The following is a 17474-nucleotide window of genomic DNA, read 5'->3' as shown; positions in this document are numbered from 1 at the left end:
GCCGGCGGGACCGGCACGCGATGTGGCGGAAGTGCTACGGCAGAAGCCCGCTCCCCAGACGTACCCGTCAGCGAACCCCGGCGGTGGCGGCCACGGTCCGCCCCGTCCGACACCAGCGAAGCAGGAGAAGAGATCGATGATCTTCGGGCGTACTGAGCGCGGCAAGCCTCCGGTCGAGCCCGTCACGCTCAAGATCCTCGTGGCCGGCGGTTTCGGCGTGGGGAAGACGACCCTCGTCGGCGCGGTCAGCGAGATCAGGCCGCTGCGGACGGAGGAGATGCTCACCGAGGCGGGGCGCCCGGTCGACGACGTCAGCGGCGTGGAGGGCAAGAGGACGACGACCGTCGCGATGGACTTCGGGCGCATCACCCTCCGCGAGGACCTGGTGCTGTACCTCTTCGGGACGCCCGGACAGGATCGCTTCTGGTTCCTGTGGGACGAACTCGCCACCGGGGCCCTGGGCGCGATCGTCCTGGCGGACACCCGCCGCCTGGAGGACTGCTTCGCCGCGGTCGACTACTTCGAGCGGCGTTCCATCCCCTTCGTGATGGCCGTCAACTGCTTCGAGGGCGCCGCCCGGCACCCCGCCGAGGACGTCCGCAGGGCGCTCGACCTGGACGACGGTGTCCCCGTGGTGCTCTGCGACGCGCGGGACCGGGGATCGGCCAAGGAAGTCCTCATCCGGGTCGTCCAGCACGCGATGCAACAGGCCGCAGGGCGCCGCGAGTCCGTCACCACCTGACCGCGGGCCGGGCCCGTGCGTACGGCCCGTACCCCCGCCGACCGGGGTACGAGCCGCACTTCGCACGCGCGCGTGGTTCACGGGACGCTCACGCGCGCGTGGACCCAGGTCGGCTCACACGTCCTCCTCGTGCCAGCCGAAGCTCTTCTCGACCGCCTTGCGCCAGTTGTGGTACTCGCGGTCCCGCTCGGCGGCCTCCATGGCCGGCGTCCACTCGACGTCCTTCCGCCAGTGCGTCTTCAGTTCGTCGAGGCCGCTCCAGACACCCGTCGCGAGCCCGGCCGCGTACGCGGCGCCCAGACACGTCGTCTCGGACACCTTCGGACGGATGACGGGCACCCCGAGGACGTCCGCCTGGTGCTGCATCAGGAGGTTGTTCCCGGTCATGCCGCCGTCGACCTTCAGGGTGGTGATTCGGACCCCGGAGTCCTGGTACATGGCGTCCACGACCTCGCGGGTCTGCCAGCTCGTGGCCTCCAGAACCGCCCGGGCCAGGTGTGCCTTCGTGACGTAACGGGTGAGGCCGGTGACGACACCGCGGGCGTCGGAGCGCCAGTAGGGCGCGTACAGGCCGGAGAAGGCCGGCACGATGTACGCCCCGCCGTTGTCCTCGACGCTCGCGGCCAGCGTCTCGATCTCGTCGGCGTTGCGGATGATCCCGAGTTGGTCGCGGAACCACTGGACCAGGGCCCCCGTGATCGCGATCGAGCCCTCCAGGCAGTAGACGGGCGCCTCGTCCCCGATCTTGTAGCCCATCGTGGTCAGCAGGCCGTTCTTCGAGGGAACGGGCCGGCTGCCGGTGTTGAGCAGCAGGAAGCTGCCGGTGCCGTAGGTGTTCTTGGCCGTGCCCACGTCGTAGCAGGCCTGCCCGAACACGGCCGCCTGCTGGTCGCCGAGCGCCGACGCGACCGGGACGCCCCCGAGTTGGCCCACGGCCGTCCCGTACACCTCGGAGGAGGACCTGATCTCGGGCAGCATCACCTCGGGGATGTTCATCGCGGAGAGGATGGACGGGTCCCACTGGAGTGTCTCCAGGTTCATCAGCATGGTGCGCCCGGCGTTCGTCACGTCGGTGACGTGCCGCCCGCCCGCCGTGCCGCCGGTGAGGTTCCAGATCAGCCAGGAGTCGATCGTGCCGAAGGCGATCTCGCCGCGCTCGGCCCGGGCGCGCAGGCCCGGTACGTTGTCCAGCAGCCAGGCCGCCTTGGGCCCGGAGAAGTAGCTGGCCAGCGGCAGTCCGGTCTGCTCGCGGAAGCGGTCCTGCCCGTCCGTGCCGCCCAGTTCGCCGCAGAGGGCGGAGGTCCGGGTGTCCTGCCAGACGATGGCGTTGTGCACGGGCTTGCCGGTGGCGCGGTCCCACAGGACCGTCGTCTCACGCTGGTTGGTGATGCCCAGCGCGCTGAGCTGGTCGGCGCGCAGCCCGGCCTTGGCGACCGCTCCCGCGACCACCGCCTGCACCTTGGACCAGATCTCGGTCGCGTCGTGCTCCACCCAGCCGGGCTTGGGAAAGATCTGCCGGTGCTCGCGCTGGTCGACGGCGACGATCGCGCCGGCCCGGTCGAAGACGATGCAGCGGCTGGAGGTGGTGCCCTGGTCGATTGCGGCGACGTACTTCTCGGCGTTGTCCGGCATGGATACCCCTTGGTCGCTCGGGTCAGCTCGGGTCAGCTCGGGTCAGAAGGCTGCGTTGTAGATGAGGCCGGCGAGCGCCCCGCCGATCAGCGGGCCGACGACCGGGACCCAGGAGTAGCCCCAGTCGGAGGTGCCCTTGTTCGGAATGGGCAGGAACGTGTGCACGATGCGCGGGCCCAGGTCCCGCGCCGGGTTGATGGCGTACCCGGTGGGTCCGCCGAGGGAGAGTCCGATGCCGACGACGAGCAGGGACACCAGCAGGACGGAGATGCCGGAACCGTAGATGCCCTGTTCGCCGGGGACCGGGCCGATGCCGATGCCGACGTTCTTGCCGAAGGCGAGGATCGGAAGCACCAGGCCGATCGTCGCGATGACCTCGGTGATCAGGTTGGCGACCGGGTTCCGGATCTCGGGGATGGTGGAGAAGATGCCCAGGGTCGGCGTCGGCTCGTCCACCGTCCCCTCCGTGGTTCCCGTCTTGCGGACGTTGGCCTGGAACTGCGCGAGGTAGACCAGGTACGCGAGGACGGCGCCGAGCATGGCGCCCACCATCTGGCCCAGCACATAGACCCAGACCTTGTCCCACACGCCGGTGTCGACGGCGACGCCGATGGTGACGGCGGGGTTGAGGTGACCGCCGGACAGGGGCGCGGCGGTGTAGGCGCCGGCCAGTACGGCGAAGCCCCAGCCGAACGCGATGACGATCCAGCCGGAGGCCCGCGCCTTCGAGAATCTGAGGGTGACGGCGGCGCACACTCCGGCACCGAACAGGATGAGGATCGCGGTACCGATGACCTCACCGACGAATATGTCTCCGTTGCTCATGGCGGCTCCTAGGCCCTCGCCCGGGGCGGGGGCCCCGGTCCACCGTGCAGGGTGCGTTTCCCATGGCTACTTCAGCCGAGGGCAGGGAGAGTCCCGCGCCCCGCCCGGCGTCCGTGACGAGCGTGCCGTAGCAGCGGAATCGCCCGTGGGGGATGGCCCTTCGTGCAGGCGGGAACCCTTGCGGTACAGCGCCTGAAGACGCCCGAATGCGGCGATGCCGACTGACACCGGGAAGTGTTCACCGGCACTCAGGGGGCGTCAAGGTCGCCGACCGGAACGGTTCGCGACCACGGGCCGCGCACCACGCGGGTGCGGCGTCCGGGGAGCGGAGAGAGCCCCGACACCGGCGGTCCTGCCGTCCCGCGCTGTCAACGCCCTTGCAAGGGCGCCCCGTTGACGCCGCACGCGAGTGGACGCGCCGCCCGGGGGAGGGCGGTCGTCCCCGCCACCGTGCGTCGGCAACATTCGTGCGAGGGACGCCCGTTGATGCCGTAAAGGCTGACGCCTCGTCCGGTGAAGGACGGTCGGTCCGCCCTACGTCGTCAACGCCCCAATGCAGACCGCTTGTTGCAGCTACGAAGGCTGACGCGCCGTCCACAGAGGGCAGTCGCTCGCCACCGCGGCCCCCGGCTCACCTGGGGTGAGTGCCGGCGGCGCAGGCAGCGTGAGGCGTCGGCCCGGCCAGGGGCCCCCGGCGCACCTCGTGGCCCGGCAGCCCCGCCCGCCCGAGGATCCAGCTCGCCCCCGGCAGGGCCTTCGCCGCCTGCTTGAGCGGTGCGAGACAGGCGGCGGCCTGCCGGTGACCGCTCACACTTCCGGGTGGGCACAGGACGGTGGCGAGGGAGAGCGTCACGGCGAGCCCGCCCGCCGACCACGGCGTGTCGAGCACCGAGGCGGCCACCCGGTCGAGCCCGTCCGGGTCCGCGAGGACCAGGAAGTCGTCGCCGCCGATGTGCCCCACACGCACGTCCTCGGACGCGGCGAGCTGCAACGCCCGCCCCACCGCCCGGATCAGCTCGTCCCCGGCCGCGAACCCGGCCCCGTCGTTCACCCGCTTGAAGTGGTCCACGTCCAGCCAGCTCAGCGCGAACGTCCGGCCGTCCGCGATCCGCCGGTCCACCTCCTCGGTGATGGCGTCCGAACCGGGCAGCCGGGTCAGCGGGTTGAGCCCCGCCGCCTCCTCGACCCGGGTCTCCGCCAATGCCCGTACGAGGTCGGCGAGCCGCACGACGCCCACGCACCGCCCGCGCCCGTCGACCACGGCGACGTCGTCGGACGTACGGTCCCGGTCTCCGCCCGCGACCACGTCGAGCACCTCCCACGCCGTCGCGTCGACGCCGACCGTGCGCGGTGGGTCCCCGAGCCTGACGGCCGGCCGGTCGGCGTACAGGGCATGCCCGTACCGCCCCGACATCGACAGCAGGAAGCGGGACCGGTGCACCGAACGCACGGGCACACCGAAGGCGTCCACGAGCAGTACTCCCGACACGTCGGCGGCCCCCGTGAGCAGCGCACGCACCCGCCCCGCGGATGCCGTCGCGGGCAGCAGCGCGGCGGGCCGCACGAACTGCCGCACCGAGGGCCCCGAACGGGGCACGGCCGTCACGGCGGGTGCCACCGCCGGGACGTACACGTCCGCGGCGGGCAGTCGCGCCGGCGGTGCGAACAGCTGACCCTGTGCCAGTTGCGCACCCGCGGCCACCGCCGCCGCGCACTGCGCCTCCGTCTCCACGCCCTCGACGGACAGCAGGGCGCCCGACTGCTCGCACAGCGTCCGCATCGCCCGCACCGCCGCCGGACGGCACAGCAGGGACGCGTCGAGTTTGATCAGCTCAGGAGCGAGGTCGGTGAGCAGCCGCAGGGGTACGTCGCCGTCCCCGACACCGTCCGCACAGATCCGGAAGCCGTCCGCCCGCAGCCCGGCGACCGCCTCCAGCAGCACCTGCCGGGGCACGTGCGTGTACGGCGGCCCGACGTCGACGGTCACCTCCCACGTCATCCGCCCCGCGTCCCGTACCGCGTCGCGCAGTGCGGCCAGGCCTCCGAGGTCGGCCAGTGTCCCGGCGAAGACGTTGACGTGCAGCGGCAGCAGCGTCTCCTTGCGAGCCGCCGCACGGATGGCCAACGCGGCCACCCTCCCGTCGAGTTCCGGGTCGCGACGGGCCTCCGCGAGGATGTCGCCGGCCTCCGGACGCGCGAGTATCTCCAGCGCGGCGACCCCTCCGGTCGCCAGGTTGACCACCGGCTGGAAGGCGAAGCGCAGAGTTTCCGTCCAGGAGTGCACGGAAGCATGATGGCGCCGCTCACGCGCGACCGGGCGCGATTCACGCGCTGTTCATGCAGGATTCCCGGGTGGTCACACTCCGTGCGCACACCTGTCCGGACGCGGCCGTCCGTACACCCCGTCCGTGTACTCCTGTTCGTTCGTCCGCGTACCGGTGTCCCTCTTCCGGGGCGTCTCCCGGGTCCGTCGGTGTCACCGCACGGCGACCACGGACGAACCGTGCCCGAACAGGCCCTGATTGGCGGTGATCCCCACCCGCGCGCCCGTCACCTGCCGGTCGCCCGCGTCCCCCCGCAACTGCCAGGTCAGTTCGCACACCTGCGCGATGGCCTGTGCCGGGACCGCCTCCCCGAACGAGGCGAGCCCGCCACTGACGTTCACCGGTATGCGCCCGCCCAGCGCCGTCGCACCTTCCCGGAGGAGCTTCGCCGCCTCGCCCTCGCCGCACAGCCCCAGATCCTCGTACCACTGCAACTCCATTGCCGTGGACAGGTCGTACACCTCGGCGAGGGAGAGATCCCCGGGGCCGACCCCCGCTTCCTCGTACGCGGCGCGGACGATGGACGAACGGAACGTCCCGTCGGCGGCGGTCACCGTCACCGCGGAGTCCGTGGCGATGTCCGGCAGATCCAGCAAGGTCCTGGGGTAGCGCGGCGTCACCGTGGACACGGCCCGGATGCGCACGGCGTCGGCCGCGCCGTGCCGCCGCGCGAACTCCAGGCTGGACAGCACGAGCGCCGCGCCGCCGTCCGAGGTCGCGCAGATGTCGAGCAGCCGCAGCGGATCCGCGACGACCGCCGAGGCGGCCACCTCCTCGGCGGTGACCCGTCTGCGGTAGCGCGCGTGCGGATTCAGCGCGCCGGCCGCCGCGTTCTTCACCTTGACCAGCGCGAAATCCTCGGGGGTGTCCCCGTGCACGGCCATTCGCCGCCGCGCGTAGAGCCCGAAGTAGGCCGGATTGGTCGCCCCGAGGACCCGGAAACGCAGCCAGTCCGGGTCCTCGGGCCGGTCCCCGCCCGCCGGCCGGAAGAATCCCTTGGGCGCCGCGTCCGCGCCGACCACGAGCACCACGTCCGCGAGTCCCGAGAGGATCTGCGCCCGGGCCGCGTCGACGGCCTGGGCCCCGGAGGCGCAGGCCGCGTAGACACTCGTCACCCGGGCCCCCTGCCAGCCCAGCGCCCCGGCGAACGTCGCGCCCGCCACATACCCCGGATAGCCGCCCCGCACGGTGACCGCGCCCACGATCGAGCCGACGTCGCGCCAGTCGAGCCCCGCGTCGGCGAGCGCGGCCCGGGCGGCCACCGTCCCGTACTCCACGAAGCCGCGCCCCCACTTGCCCCAGGGGTGCATGCCCGCGCCGATCACTGCCACGTCACCCGTCATGCCGTCACCCTCCGTCGCCGGACGCCCCCACGGGCCGCCAGTGCCAGGTCGTCCACGTCGTCTCCGCGTCCTCGTTCAGCACCCCGGGGACGAGCTCCACCTCCATGCCCACCGCCAGGTCGGCGACGGTGACCCCGGGAACGGCCTGTCCGAGCACGACGACGCGCTCGGCGGCCAGCTCCACCGCGATCAACGTGTACGGGCGCCAGGCGAGTTCCGGGTCGGACACGTACGGTGACGGGGGCCGGTACCGGCTGTCCGTGTACGACCAGACGTGTCCGCGCCGGGACAGGGGCACCTCCGTCAACGCGCCCCCGGCACACCCGGGGTTGCGGCAGAAGACGTCCTCGCGGGGAAAGAAGACCGAGGCGCACGCCGAGCAGCGCGTGCCGAGCAGACGGAAACCGTCCCCGTCCCCGGCGAACCATCCGGCCACCACCGGTGTGCGTGTGCGCGCCACGGTCCCTCCAGAGCCCCAGATCTGACGGTACGTCAGAAGTGTGTCACGGGTGACGGGAACTGGGCAGGGCACCGGAGTCCGTACGTGATCCCCGTCAGCCGGCGGGACGCGGCGCGCCGTCCGTACATGATCCCGTCACTCGGCGTGGAGACGCGGCGCGCCCGCGCACCCTTCCCAGACGCGACCCCGGCCTGGTAGACGCAGGGGCATGACACGACTCTCCGCCGCCGTCCGGGGCCTGGTGACCACGCTCGCGGCCCTGCTGTCCGTGGCCGCAGCCTCCGCCACCGCCCGCGCCGAGCCCGGGCCGAGGGCCCCCGACGACTTCGTGGCCCTGAGATCCGTCGACCACACGATCCGCCAGGACATGCGCTACTTCACCCCGCACAACTTCGTGGGCGAGCGCATCGACGGCTACCGGCAGCCGCTCTGCATCCTGACCAGGCCCGCCGCCGAGGCCCTGCACAAGGCCCAGACGGAACTGCTGCGCAAGGGCTACAGCCTCAAGGTCTACGACTGCTACCGGCCGCAGCGCGCGGTGGACCACTTCGTGCGCTGGGCCAAGGATCTCGACGACCAGCGGATGAAGCCCGAGTTCTATCCGCAGGTCGACAAGTCCCGCCTGTTCGAGGACGGTTACATCGCCGAGAAGTCCGGACACAGCCGCGGCTCCACCCTGGACCTGACGATCGTCGAGCTGCCGGCCCGGCCGACGCGGCCGTACGTCCCCGGGCAGCCGCTCGTGCCCTGCTACGCCCCTCGGAGCGAGCGCTTCCCCGACAACTCCGTGGACATGGGGACGGGTTACGACTGCTTCGACCCGCTCGCGCACACCCTGGACCCGCGCGTCCAGGGCGAACAGCGCGCGCACCGGCTGCTCCTGAAGGGGACCCTCGAAGGACTCGGTTTCGTCAACCTCGCCGAGGAGTGGTGGCACTACACGTACAAGCCGGAGCCCTACCCGGACACCTACTTCGACTTCCCGGTGAGCAGGAGGTCGCTGACACCGGCGCACTGAGCGCCGCCGTGGGGGCCGGCGCCGGACGGCTCCGCGGCGTCCTGTCGGCCTCCCCGCAGACGCCCCCCGCATGATCGGATACAGTCCGCCGCGTGTCCGCAACCCACCACACGCCGACCGCCGGCGCCGCACCCGGCTCGCACTGCTCCAGCTGCGGGGCGCCCTACGGAGAGAGCGTCTCCGGCTGGCCCCGCACCTGCGCCGCGTGCGGCACGGTCACCTACCGCAATCCCCTGCCGGTCGCGGTGGCCCTGCAACCCGTGTACGACACCCGGGGCACCGCACTGGTGGTCATCACCCGGACCATCGCCCCCGCGCTCGGCGGCCTCGCCCTGCCCGGCGGGTTCGTCGACCACCGGGAGGACTGGCGTCACGCCGTGGTGCGGGAACTCCAGGAGGAGACGGGCATCGACGCGGCGGGCCGCGAGGTGCGGCTCGCCGACGCGATGAGCTCCCCCGACGGGCACCTCCTGCTCTTCGGTCTGCTCCCCGAACGCCCCGCCGCCGACCTTCCGGAATCCGCCGCCACGGACGAGACGGACGGCTGGCACCTGCTCCGCAGGCCGACGGAACTCGCCTTCCCGCTGCACACGCTGGCCGTCCGGGCCTGGTTCGAGGGACGCTACATCTGAGCACCTCCCGGCGGCGCGGGTCCGCCCGGCGCTCACTCAGTCCGCTCCGGGCCCCCGCCGCCGCACCCGGTGCGGCGGCTCGCCGGGACCGTCCTCGCCGTGCCGCTCGACCACCAGCCGCCGGCCCTCCCAACGCGTCACATAGCGTTCGATCCGCGCCTCACTCCACCCGTCACCCGCGTCCTGCACCACCAGACCGCCTCCGGTGCGGCCACGCGCGGGCGCCCACACGTCCAGCTCCAGGCTGCCGTCGTCACCCCGCACGGGCACCACGGCACCCGCCCGCGCGAGGACCGGAATCCGGGACAGGGGGGCGTCGATCAGCACCTGGGCAGGACCCTCGTACGCCCTCCCGGTCGCGGTGTCGTACCAGCGTCCGCGCGGCAGCCGCACCGCGCGCCGGTCCGCTCCCGGATGCAGCACGGGCGCCACCAGAAGACAGTCACCGAGCAGGAAGGCGTCCTCGCAGTCACGCAACGCCCGGTCCTCGGTCGCGCCCCACCACAGGGGACGTACGTACGGCGCTCCGGTGCGCCGCGCGAGATGCGCCAGAGTCATGAAGTACGGCAGCAGGCGGCGCCGCTCGACGAGCGCCACCCGCGCGTGCGCCAGCACGTCGTCGCCGAACTCCCAGGGCTCCCCACGCCCCGCCCGCGGGCCGGCGTGCGTACGGAACAGCGGCAGGTACGCCCCCAGCTGCAGCCACCGCAGATACAGCTCGGGAGACAGGCGCCCGTCGCGACCGCCCACGTCGGGCCCCGAGTACGGCACCCCGCTCAGGCCGAGCCCCAGCACCAGCGACAGCGAGGCCCGCAGCCCGGGCCACCCCGCCGACACGCCGCCCGACCAGGCCCCGCCGTAACGCTGCATCCCGGCCCACCCGGATCGCGAGAGGACGAACGGCCGCTCCCGGGGTGATATCTCGCGCAGCCCCTCGTACCCCGCCCGGGCCATGCACAGGGCGTAGACGTTGTGCGCCTCGCGGTGGTCCCCGCCGGCGCCCTCCAGGAAGTGCCGGGCCGAACGCGGCAACGTGTTCTCACCGAACGCCGTGAACGACGTCGGCTCGTCCATGTCGTGCCAGAACCCCGCGAAGCCCTGGCCGATCCGTTCCTCGTAGAGCCGTCCCCACCAGCGCCGCACCCGCGCGTCGGTGAAGTCGGGGAAGAGCGACTCCCCGGGGCGGCCCACCGCCTCCACGAGCCGGCCCCCGGCGTCGCGCACGAAGACGTCCTCGGCCGTCCCGCTGTCGCGGACGGCGTTGCCCGGCACGGACCCGACCGCGGGTTCCACGACCGACACCAGCCGGATCCCGTCCCGCCGCAGTTCGTCGGCGAGCACCGGCAGCTTGGGGAAGCGTTCCCGGTCCACCGTGAATGCCTGGTGCGCTTCATGGTGGCCGGCGTCCAGATGGACCGCGTCGAGCGGGAGGTCGCGTTCCTGATAGCCCGCCACCATCCGCCGCACCTCGTCCTCGCCGTCGAGCTCCGAGCGCACGTGATGGTGCCCGAGCGCCCAGGCGGGCGGCAGCGCGGGCGCCCCGGTGAGCGCCGCCCAGGCGTGCAGCACGCGCGCGGGGGTGCCCACCAGCACCCAGCAGCGCAGCGGACCGCCGTCCATCCTCAGCCGGCACGTGCCCACCCGGTCGTGTCCGGAGCCGGCCCCCTCCTCGCCCTCCCGCAGCGTCACCGTGCCGTCCCACGAGGTGTCGTGGAACACCAGATGCGTCGCCGCTTCGGCCACCACCAGCTGCACCGGCATGGTGATGTGCAGCGGGTCGTCGCCGGGCCCGGCCGCGCGGCCGGGATCCGTGTTCCACAGCCGGTAGGTGCCGTCGCGCAGCCGTACCCCGGCGGCCCGTCCCCCCAGACCGAAGAAGCGCGCGTCCGCCGCCACTTCGGAACGCTGCATCCAGCGCGCCGCGCCGCCCTCCGGCGTCTCCCACCACCGGGGCGGCAGATCGCGCCGCAGGGTCACCCCGCCGGGCGTACGCACCTCGACCGCTCCGTGCCGCGACACGGCGACCGTGACGCGCTCCGCGACGATCCGCCAGCCGCCGTCCTTGTCGGGTTCCAGAACGGCCCGCGGATCCGGTTCGGGGCAGCGGCCGGACAGCGCGTGGGACGGCACCGGTCCCGCACCGTCCCAGCCCCAGAACACCGATCCGTTCACCGCCACGCTGATCCGCAGCTGTGACCGCGTGAACGTGACGACCCCGCCACCGGGTCCCGGCTCCGCCCCCAGCACCGGTCCCGGCACCCGCGCCCGCTCGCCGTCCCGCTGCGGCAGACCGGCGGCGTCCAGCCGCCTCCTGCGCCATGCGGCTCGCACGGTGCGCAGCCCCCGGGCGGCACCCCCCGAACCGATCGCCTTCACCGAACGCACCAGGTCACGACCGTCCATGCTGTGCAGCCTGCCATTCACGGTGCCTCGGGGGTGAGCCGTTCAACTGCCGTTCACCCATGGCGAGGGCACATCTTCACGACACGGACTATGTGCGGCGCGCCCTGGTGTAGAAGTCGATCACATGGCATCGTCCGTGTCAGCCGCGTGACGCGCACACCCCTGCCCGTGCGCGCCAGACGCACACGACGCGCACAGTCCGGGAGCCGCCCCATGTCCTCAGCGAACGCCTCGCCGCTCTGGCAGCCCGACCAGGCACGTATCGACCGCGCCCAGGTCACCAGGTTCCAGGCCTGGGCGGCCGAGCACCACGGAGCCCCGGCCTCGGGCGGCTACGCGGCGCTGCACCGCTGGTCCGTCGACGAGCTGGACACGTTCTGGAAAGCCGTCACCGAATGGTTCGACGTACGGTTCTCCGCTCCCTTCGCGCGCGTGCTGGGCGACCGCTCGATGCCGGGCGCCGAGTGGTTCCCCGGGGCCACGCTGAACTACGCGGAGCACGCCCTGCGCGCCGCGGACACCCGCGCGGACGAGCCCGCCCTGCTGTACGTCGACGAGACCCACGAGCCGAGCCCCGTGAGCTGGTCCGAGCTGCGCCGCCAGGTCGGCTCCCTGACCGCCGAGCTGCGCGCCCTCGGAGTGCGCCCCGGAGACCGGGTCAGCGGCTACCTCCCCAACATCCCGCAGGCCGTGGTGGCCCTGCTCGCCACGGCCGCCGTCGGCGGCGTGTGGACGTCCTGCGCCCCCGACTTCGGCGCCCGCAGCGTCCTGGACCGCTTCCAGCAGGTCGAACCCGTCGTCCTGTTCACCGTCGACGGCTACCGCTACGGCGGCAAGGAGCACGACCGCCGCGACACCGTCGCCGAGCTGCGCCGCGAACTGCCCACCCTGCGCGCCGTCGTGCACATCCCGCTGCTCGGCACCGCCGCCCCCGAGGGCGCCCTGGAGTGGTCCGAGCTGACGGCCGGCGACGTGGAGCCCGTCTTCGAGCCGGTGCCCTTCGGCCATCCCCTGTGGGTGCTGTACTCCTCGGGCACGACGGGCCTGCCGAAGGCGATCGTCCAGTCCCAGGGCGGCATCCTCGTCGAACACCTCAAGCAGCTCGGCCTGCACTGCGACCTCGGCCCGCGGGACCGGTTCTTCTGGTACACGTCCACCGGCTGGATGATGTGGAACTTCCTCGTCTCCGGCCTGCTCACCGGCACCACGATCGTCCTGTACGACGGCAGCCCCGGCTACCCGGACACCGGAGCGCAGTGGCGTATCGCCGAGCGCACCGGAGCCACCCTCTACGGCACCTCCGCCGCCTACGTCATGGCGTGCCGCAAAGCAGGCGTGCACCCCTCGCGGGACTTCGACCTCTCACGTGTCCAGTGCGTGGCCACCACCGGCTCGCCCCTGCCGCCCGACGGATTCCGCTGGCTGCACGACGAGGTCCGCGACGACCTGTGGATCGCCTCGGTCAGCGGCGGCACGGACGTGTGCTCCTGCTTCGCGGGCGCCGTACCGACGCTCCCGGTGTACATCGGCGAACTCCAGGCCCCGGGCCTCGGCACCGATCTCCAGTCCTGGGACCCGGGCGGGAAGCCCGTCGTCGACGAGGTCGGCGAACTCGTGGTCACCAACCCGATGCCGTCCATGCCCGTCAGCTTCTGGAACGACCCCGACGGCAGCCGCTACCACGGCAGTTACTTCGACACGTACCCCGGAGTGTGGCGGCACGGAGACTGGATCACCGTGACCTCGCGCGGCTCCGTCGTCATCCACGGCCGCTCCGACTCCACCCTGAACCGCCAGGGCGTACGGATGGGATCCGCCGACATCTACGAGGCCGTCGAGCGGCTCCCCGAGATCAGGGAATCCCTGGTCATCGGTGTCGAACAACCCGACGGCGGCTACTGGATGCCCCTCTTCGTGCATCTCGCCCCCGGAGCCGAACTCGACGACGCCCTCCTGGACCGCATCAGGCGGACCATCCGCGAACACCTCTCGCCGCGCCACGTCCCCGACGAGGTCATCGAGGTGCCCGGCATCCCGCACACCCTCACGGGCAAGCGCATCGAGGTCCCCGTGAAACGCCTTCTCCAGGGCGCCTCCCTCGAAAAGGCGGTCAACGTCGGCTCCGTGGACAACGTCGAACTGCTCCGCTTCTACGAGGACCTGGCCCGCGAGCGCTCCTGATCAGCCCCCGGAGAGGGTGGCGGCCTCGGCGTCCACGCGCTCGCCCCGTCCGACCAGCGCAGCGTGGGACCACTGGCCGTCACCGCGGCCATCGCCGCCGGCCCCCTCGGCTGGACCGGTCTTCGGCGGTGTCATCGCGCTGACCTGCGGAATCCAGCACCGCCTCGTCCGTGACCGCATCCACGGGGAGGCATTGTCAGTGCCGTCGATTACTGTGAGTGACCATTGATCGACCGCGCACAGGGGGAAACATGGCGCACACCCAGGACCGGACCATGCGGCGCGTTGTGCGCCGCGAGATCGCCGGCACCATCGGCCTGCTCACCGACGAAGAGGACTTCGCGGCGATGCGGCGCTACCGGACCTTCACCTTCGACGACCACCGCACCTACCTCCGACAGGTGGAAGCCCTCCTCACGACCCTCGCCGCGGAGGGCAGCCACACCACCGTGGCCCTCTTCGACCCCGAGGAGTATGCCGAGTTCTGCACCCACAGCGGCCTGGACCCCGACGCCCCGTCCAGCCGCACCCGCTTCACGGCCGAGCTGGCCGCGACGGGCCCCACCCTCCCGTACGAGGGACAGCCCCTCACCGAACTCGTCCCGGACCTCGTGGACGAAGCCGTCCGACAGGCCACCTGGGAGTACGCGACCACACTCCTGGCCCGCATCGGCGACTGCGCGTCCTGCGGGGAGGACATCGGACGCGCCGCGTTCACCCGGGCCACACACCTGCTCACCCGCATCCTCGACACCGCCGGCCCCGGCGAACACCACCTCGTACTGAGCGTCTCCACAACGCCCGAAGCGCTCATGGCCGTACTCCACACCGAAGCCGCCGAGGACTCCACGAGCCCGGACGAGACCGAGGCCCTCGAATTCGCCACGGTCCTCGCCCTCGGCATCGCCACCGGGACACCGGCCGGACTGGTCATGCGCACCAGCGCCCCCGGCACGACCGACCGGGTCCACGGCTGGCGCCTGCGCGGCGAGAACCTCCAGCCCCTCACCGCGGCCGAGGTCTTCGACGCGTACTGCACCGACCTCGACTCCGGAGACCTCGTCTCCCCGGAGTCCGGTGTCGACTACTGCGCGCCACCCGACCTGGGAGAGGACGGACGGGACGGAGGGCACAGGCACTGAACACAGGAGGGGCGCCCCACCCGCAGGCGGAGCGCCCCTCACCACAGCCGGTCGCCCGGCGACGTGTCCCGCCTACTCGCCGGACAACACCGCCTGAGCCGCGCTCCGCGCCTCCTCGGCGGTGTCCGCGGCACGCGCGGCGGCGGCGGCACGCTCGCACTGCGCCAGCGTGTACTTCGCCAGCGTCGACCGCACATACGGAATCGACGCGGCGCCCATCGACAGGGAGGTGACCCCGAGACCCGTCAGCACACAGGCGAGCAGCGGGTCCGACGCGGCCTCACCGCAGACACCACAGCTCTTGCCCTCGGCCTTCGCCGCCTCGGCGGACAGCGCCACCAGGTCCAGCAGCGCGGGCTGCCAGGGATCCTGCAACCGGGAAACCGCACCCACCTGCCGGTCCGCGGCGAACGTGTACTGCGCGAGGTCGTTCGTCCCCAGCGACAGGAACTCGACCTCCTGAAGGATCGAGCGCGCCCGCAGCGCGGCCGACGGGATCTCCACCATCGCGCCGAACTTCGCCCGCAGCCCGGCCTCCCGGCACGCGTCGGCGAACGCCTTCGCGTCGGTGCGGTCCGCCACCATCGGCGCCATGACCTCGAGATGGACCGGCAGTCCCTCCGCGGCCTTCGCCAGAGCGGTCAGCTGGGTACGCAGCACGTCCGGGTGATCGAGCAGTGAGCGCAGCCCGCGCACACCCAGGGCGGGGTTGGGCTCGTCCGCCGGAGTCAGGAAGTCGAGCGGCTTGTCCGCACCGGCGTCGAGCACCCGCACGACGACACGGCCCTCGGGGAACGCCTCGAGCACCTGGCGGTACGCCTCCACCTGCTTCTCCTCGGACGGCGCGTTCTTGCTGTCGTCCAGGAAGAGGAACTCGGTACGGAACAGTCCTACGCCCTCGGCACCCGCCTCGACAGCGGCCGGCACGTCCGAAGGACCGCCCACGTTGGCGAGCAGCGGCATCTTGTGCCCGTCGGAGGTGGCGCCGGGACCGGTCGAGGCCGACAGCGCGGCCCTGCGCGCGGCTGCCGCGGCCTCCAGCTGAGCCTTCTTCTCGGCGCTCGGCTCGACGAAGATCTCACCGGTGCTGCCGTCCACCGCGATCATCGTGCCCTCGGCGAGCTCGCCCGCGCCGGGAAGCGCGACCACGGCGGGAACACCCAGCGCCCGCGCGAGGATCGCGCTGTGGCTGGTGGGGCCACCCTCCTCGGTGACGAAACCGAGGACGAGAGTCGGGTCGAGCAGCGCGGTGTCCGCCGGGGCGAGATCACGCGCGATGAGGACGTACGGCTCGTCGCTGTCCGGCACACCCGGCATGGGCACGCCGAGCAGCCGGGCCACGATCCGGTTCCGTACGTCGTCGAGGTCGGCCACGCGTCCGGCCAGATACTCACCGGCACCCGCCAGCAGCGCCCGGTACGCGGCGAACGCGTCGTAGACCGCTCGCTCCGCCGTGCTGCCGACGGCGATACGCCGCTCGACGTCGGCCATCAGCTCGGGGTCCTGGGCCATCATGGCCTGGGCCTCGAGCACCGCCTGCGCCTCGCCACCGGCCAGGTTGCCGCGTGCCGTCAGATCGGCCGCCACAGCTTCCACGGCCTTGCGGGCGCGCCCCTGTTCGCGCTCCGCGTCCTCCGCGGGAATCTGCTTGGCCGGCGGTTCGAGAACCGCCGTTCCCATGTGCCGAACCTCGCCGATCGCCACACCGTGGCTCACGCCGACGCCTCGCAGCGTTGTCTCCATCTCACCCGTCTCCGATAGTGCGGCGGGTCCCGCCGCCGCGGTGGTTGTCCCGGTGCCGTCCCGTGACGGCACCGCCGTCACTGCCAGCCGAAGAGGCTGTCGCCGGCCTTCACGTCGCCGTCTTCGCGGACTTCGGAGAGAGACTCCGCGGTGGCCTCGAGCGCCACCACCGGGCACACCGGGGACTTGCCCGCGGCCTCCACGTCGGCCGGATTCCAGCGGATCACGGACTGGCCGCGGGCCACGGTGTCGCCCTTGTTCACGAGGAGCTCGAAGCCCTCCCCGTTGAGCTGCACGGTGTCGATGCCGAGATGGGTGAGCACGCCGTGGCCCTGGTCGTCGACCACGACGAAGGCGTGCGGGTGGAGCGAGACGATGACTCCGTCAACGGGGGCCACCGCCTCGGAGGCCTCACGCACGGGGTCGATCGCCGTACCCGGGCCGACCATGGCTCCGGAGAAGACGGGGTCCGGCACTGCGGCGAGCCCGATGGCGCGTCCTGCAAGAGGGGACGTCACGGTGGTCATGGGAAGCCTCCCAGGGGTGGAGATTCAAATGGGCCGTCACTCCCTGTATCGGACGGCGCACTGTTCAGCAGCGTATGTCATATGAACTGCCGCTTCCGCACGATAGCTCCCGAGTAGAGGTCTAGACCACCTCTCCAACGGATTTGCACCCACTCGGGGGGCGGAGGTAGAGTCGTACTCCTGCTTGGGGCTGAGCGATGCGAACGCGTGTCCTTGCCCGGCAGCATCCAAACTCGTCAGATCCTATCTCGGGATGCGTTCCCCATGTCCGGGGTCCGGCGGTCAGGGAGACGGAAAATCACTGGTAGAGTTTGGAACGCAAGACCGAAGGGAAGCGCCCGGAGGAAAGCCCGAGAGGGTGAGTACAAAGGAAGCGTCCGTTCCTTGAGAACTCAACAGCGTGCCAGAAATCAACGCCAGATATGTTGATACCCCGTCTCCAGCATCAGCTGGGACGAGGTTCCTTTGAAGAAAACATCAGCGAGGACGCTGTGAACCTTCC

At 72.0% G+C, this 17474-nt stretch carries 13 protein-coding genes; 5 read left to right on the top strand and 8 right to left on the bottom strand.

From position 1 onward, the window contains the following. The first annotated feature begins 136 nt into the window (after nt 1-136). On the top strand, nt 137-742 hold the full coding sequence (locus tag ACFYP4_RS31150; protein WP_358855353.1) for an ATP/GTP-binding protein: 606 nt from the start codon (nt 137-139) through the stop codon (nt 740-742). A 114-nt stretch (nt 743-856) separates the two neighbouring features. On the opposite strand, the gene glpK is transcribed toward ACFYP4_RS31150, so the two are convergent. The 5 genes from glpK to ACFYP4_RS31125 all read right to left on the bottom strand — a co-directional run bounded on the left by glpK (nt 857) and on the right by ACFYP4_RS31125 (nt 7305). Continuing rightward, nucleotides 857-2374, bottom strand: coding sequence for a glycerol kinase GlpK (gene glpK, locus ACFYP4_RS31145; protein WP_388789996.1), 1518 nt, complete (start codon nt 2372-2374; stop codon nt 857-859). Between the two features lie 42 nt (nt 2375-2416). After that, complete coding sequence (locus ACFYP4_RS31140) at nt 2417-3199, bottom strand: MIP/aquaporin family protein (RefSeq protein WP_358855351.1); 783 nt, start codon at nt 3197-3199, stop codon at nt 2417-2419. Nucleotides 3200-3830: 631 nt separating this feature from the next. Next, on the bottom strand, nt 3831-5483 hold the full coding sequence (locus tag ACFYP4_RS31135; protein WP_388789993.1) for an EAL domain-containing protein: 1653 nt from the start codon (nt 5481-5483) through the stop codon (nt 3831-3833). Between the two features lie 192 nt (nt 5484-5675). After that, the gene (locus ACFYP4_RS31130) at nt 5676-6866 is read right to left on the bottom strand and encodes a lipid-transfer protein (RefSeq protein WP_358855350.1); all 1191 of its coding nucleotides are present in this window, start codon (nt 6864-6866) and stop codon (nt 5676-5678) included. 4 nt (nt 6867-6870) lie between these two features. Further along, a complete protein-coding gene (locus ACFYP4_RS31125; protein ID WP_388790155.1) occupies nt 6871-7305 on the bottom strand; it encodes a Zn-ribbon domain-containing OB-fold protein in 435 nt (144 codons plus the stop codon). A 229-nt stretch (nt 7306-7534) separates the two neighbouring features. On the opposite strand from ACFYP4_RS31125, the gene ACFYP4_RS31120 reads away from it, so the two are divergent. Further along, nucleotides 7535-8344: a M15 family metallopeptidase gene (locus tag ACFYP4_RS31120; protein WP_358855349.1), complete on the top strand. Its 810-nt coding sequence runs from the start codon at nt 7535-7537 to the stop codon at nt 8342-8344. Between the two features lie 92 nt (nt 8345-8436). Next, a complete protein-coding gene (locus ACFYP4_RS31115; protein WP_388789990.1) occupies nt 8437-8976 on the top strand; it encodes an NUDIX domain-containing protein in 540 nt (179 codons plus the stop codon). A 36-nt stretch (nt 8977-9012) separates the two neighbouring features. On the opposite strand, the gene ACFYP4_RS31110 is transcribed toward ACFYP4_RS31115, so the two are convergent. Then, a complete protein-coding gene (locus ACFYP4_RS31110) occupies nt 9013-11379 on the bottom strand; it encodes a glycoside hydrolase family 31 protein (RefSeq protein ID WP_388789987.1) in 2367 nt (788 codons plus the stop codon). Between the two features lie 213 nt (nt 11380-11592). On the opposite strand from ACFYP4_RS31110, the gene ACFYP4_RS31105 reads away from it, so the two are divergent. Next, nucleotides 11593-13560: an acetoacetate--CoA ligase gene (locus tag ACFYP4_RS31105; protein ID WP_388789984.1), complete on the top strand. Its 1968-nt coding sequence runs from the start codon at nt 11593-11595 to the stop codon at nt 13558-13560. A gap of 251 nt (nt 13561-13811) precedes the next feature. Further along, complete coding sequence (locus tag ACFYP4_RS31100; RefSeq protein WP_388789981.1) at nt 13812-14702, top strand: hypothetical protein; 891 nt, start codon at nt 13812-13814, stop codon at nt 14700-14702. 72 nt (nt 14703-14774) lie between these two features. Here ACFYP4_RS31100 and ptsP read toward each other — a convergent pair whose 3' ends face one another. After that, complete coding sequence (gene ptsP / locus ACFYP4_RS31095; protein ID WP_358855344.1) at nt 14775-16445, bottom strand: phosphoenolpyruvate--protein phosphotransferase; 1671 nt, start codon at nt 16443-16445, stop codon at nt 14775-14777. A 77-nt stretch (nt 16446-16522) separates the two neighbouring features. After that, complete coding sequence (locus tag ACFYP4_RS31090) at nt 16523-16972, bottom strand: PTS glucose transporter subunit IIA (RefSeq protein ID WP_358855343.1); 450 nt, start codon at nt 16970-16972, stop codon at nt 16523-16525. Nucleotides 16973-17474 lie beyond the last annotated feature (502 nt).

The sequence above is a fragment of the Streptomyces sp. NPDC005551 genome (assembly GCF_042871785.1).
GTDB lineage: Bacteria > Actinomycetota > Actinomycetes > Streptomycetales > Streptomycetaceae > Streptomyces.
Note: the sequence above shows the minus strand (reverse complement) of the source record. Positions and strands in the feature narration are given on the sequence as shown.

Coding starts and splice junctions, on each gene's coding strand:
- ACFYP4_RS31110 (WP_388789987.1), bottom strand. CDS start 11,379: ATGGACGGTCGTGACCTGGTGCGTTCGGTGAAGGCGATCGGTTCGGGG.
- ACFYP4_RS31105 (WP_388789984.1), top strand. CDS start 11,593: ATGTCCTCAGCGAACGCCTCGCCGCTCTGGCAGCCCGACCAGGCACGT.
- ACFYP4_RS31140 (WP_358855351.1), bottom strand. CDS start 3,199: ATGAGCAACGGAGACATATTCGTCGGTGAGGTCATCGGTACCGCGATC.
- ACFYP4_RS31120 (WP_358855349.1), top strand. CDS start 7,535: ATGACACGACTCTCCGCCGCCGTCCGGGGCCTGGTGACCACGCTCGCG.
- ACFYP4_RS31130 (WP_358855350.1), bottom strand. CDS start 6,866: ATGACGGGTGACGTGGCAGTGATCGGCGCGGGCATGCACCCCTGGGGC.
- ptsP (WP_358855344.1), bottom strand. CDS start 16,445: ATGGAGACAACGCTGCGAGGCGTCGGCGTGAGCCACGGTGTGGCGATC.
- ACFYP4_RS31090 (WP_358855343.1), bottom strand. CDS start 16,972: ATGACCACCGTGACGTCCCCTCTTGCAGGACGCGCCATCGGGCTCGCC.
- ACFYP4_RS31150 (WP_358855353.1), top strand. CDS start 137: ATGATCTTCGGGCGTACTGAGCGCGGCAAGCCTCCGGTCGAGCCCGTC.
- ACFYP4_RS31100 (WP_388789981.1), top strand. CDS start 13,812: ATGGCGCACACCCAGGACCGGACCATGCGGCGCGTTGTGCGCCGCGAG.
- glpK (WP_388789996.1), bottom strand. CDS start 2,374: ATGCCGGACAACGCCGAGAAGTACGTCGCCGCAATCGACCAGGGCACC.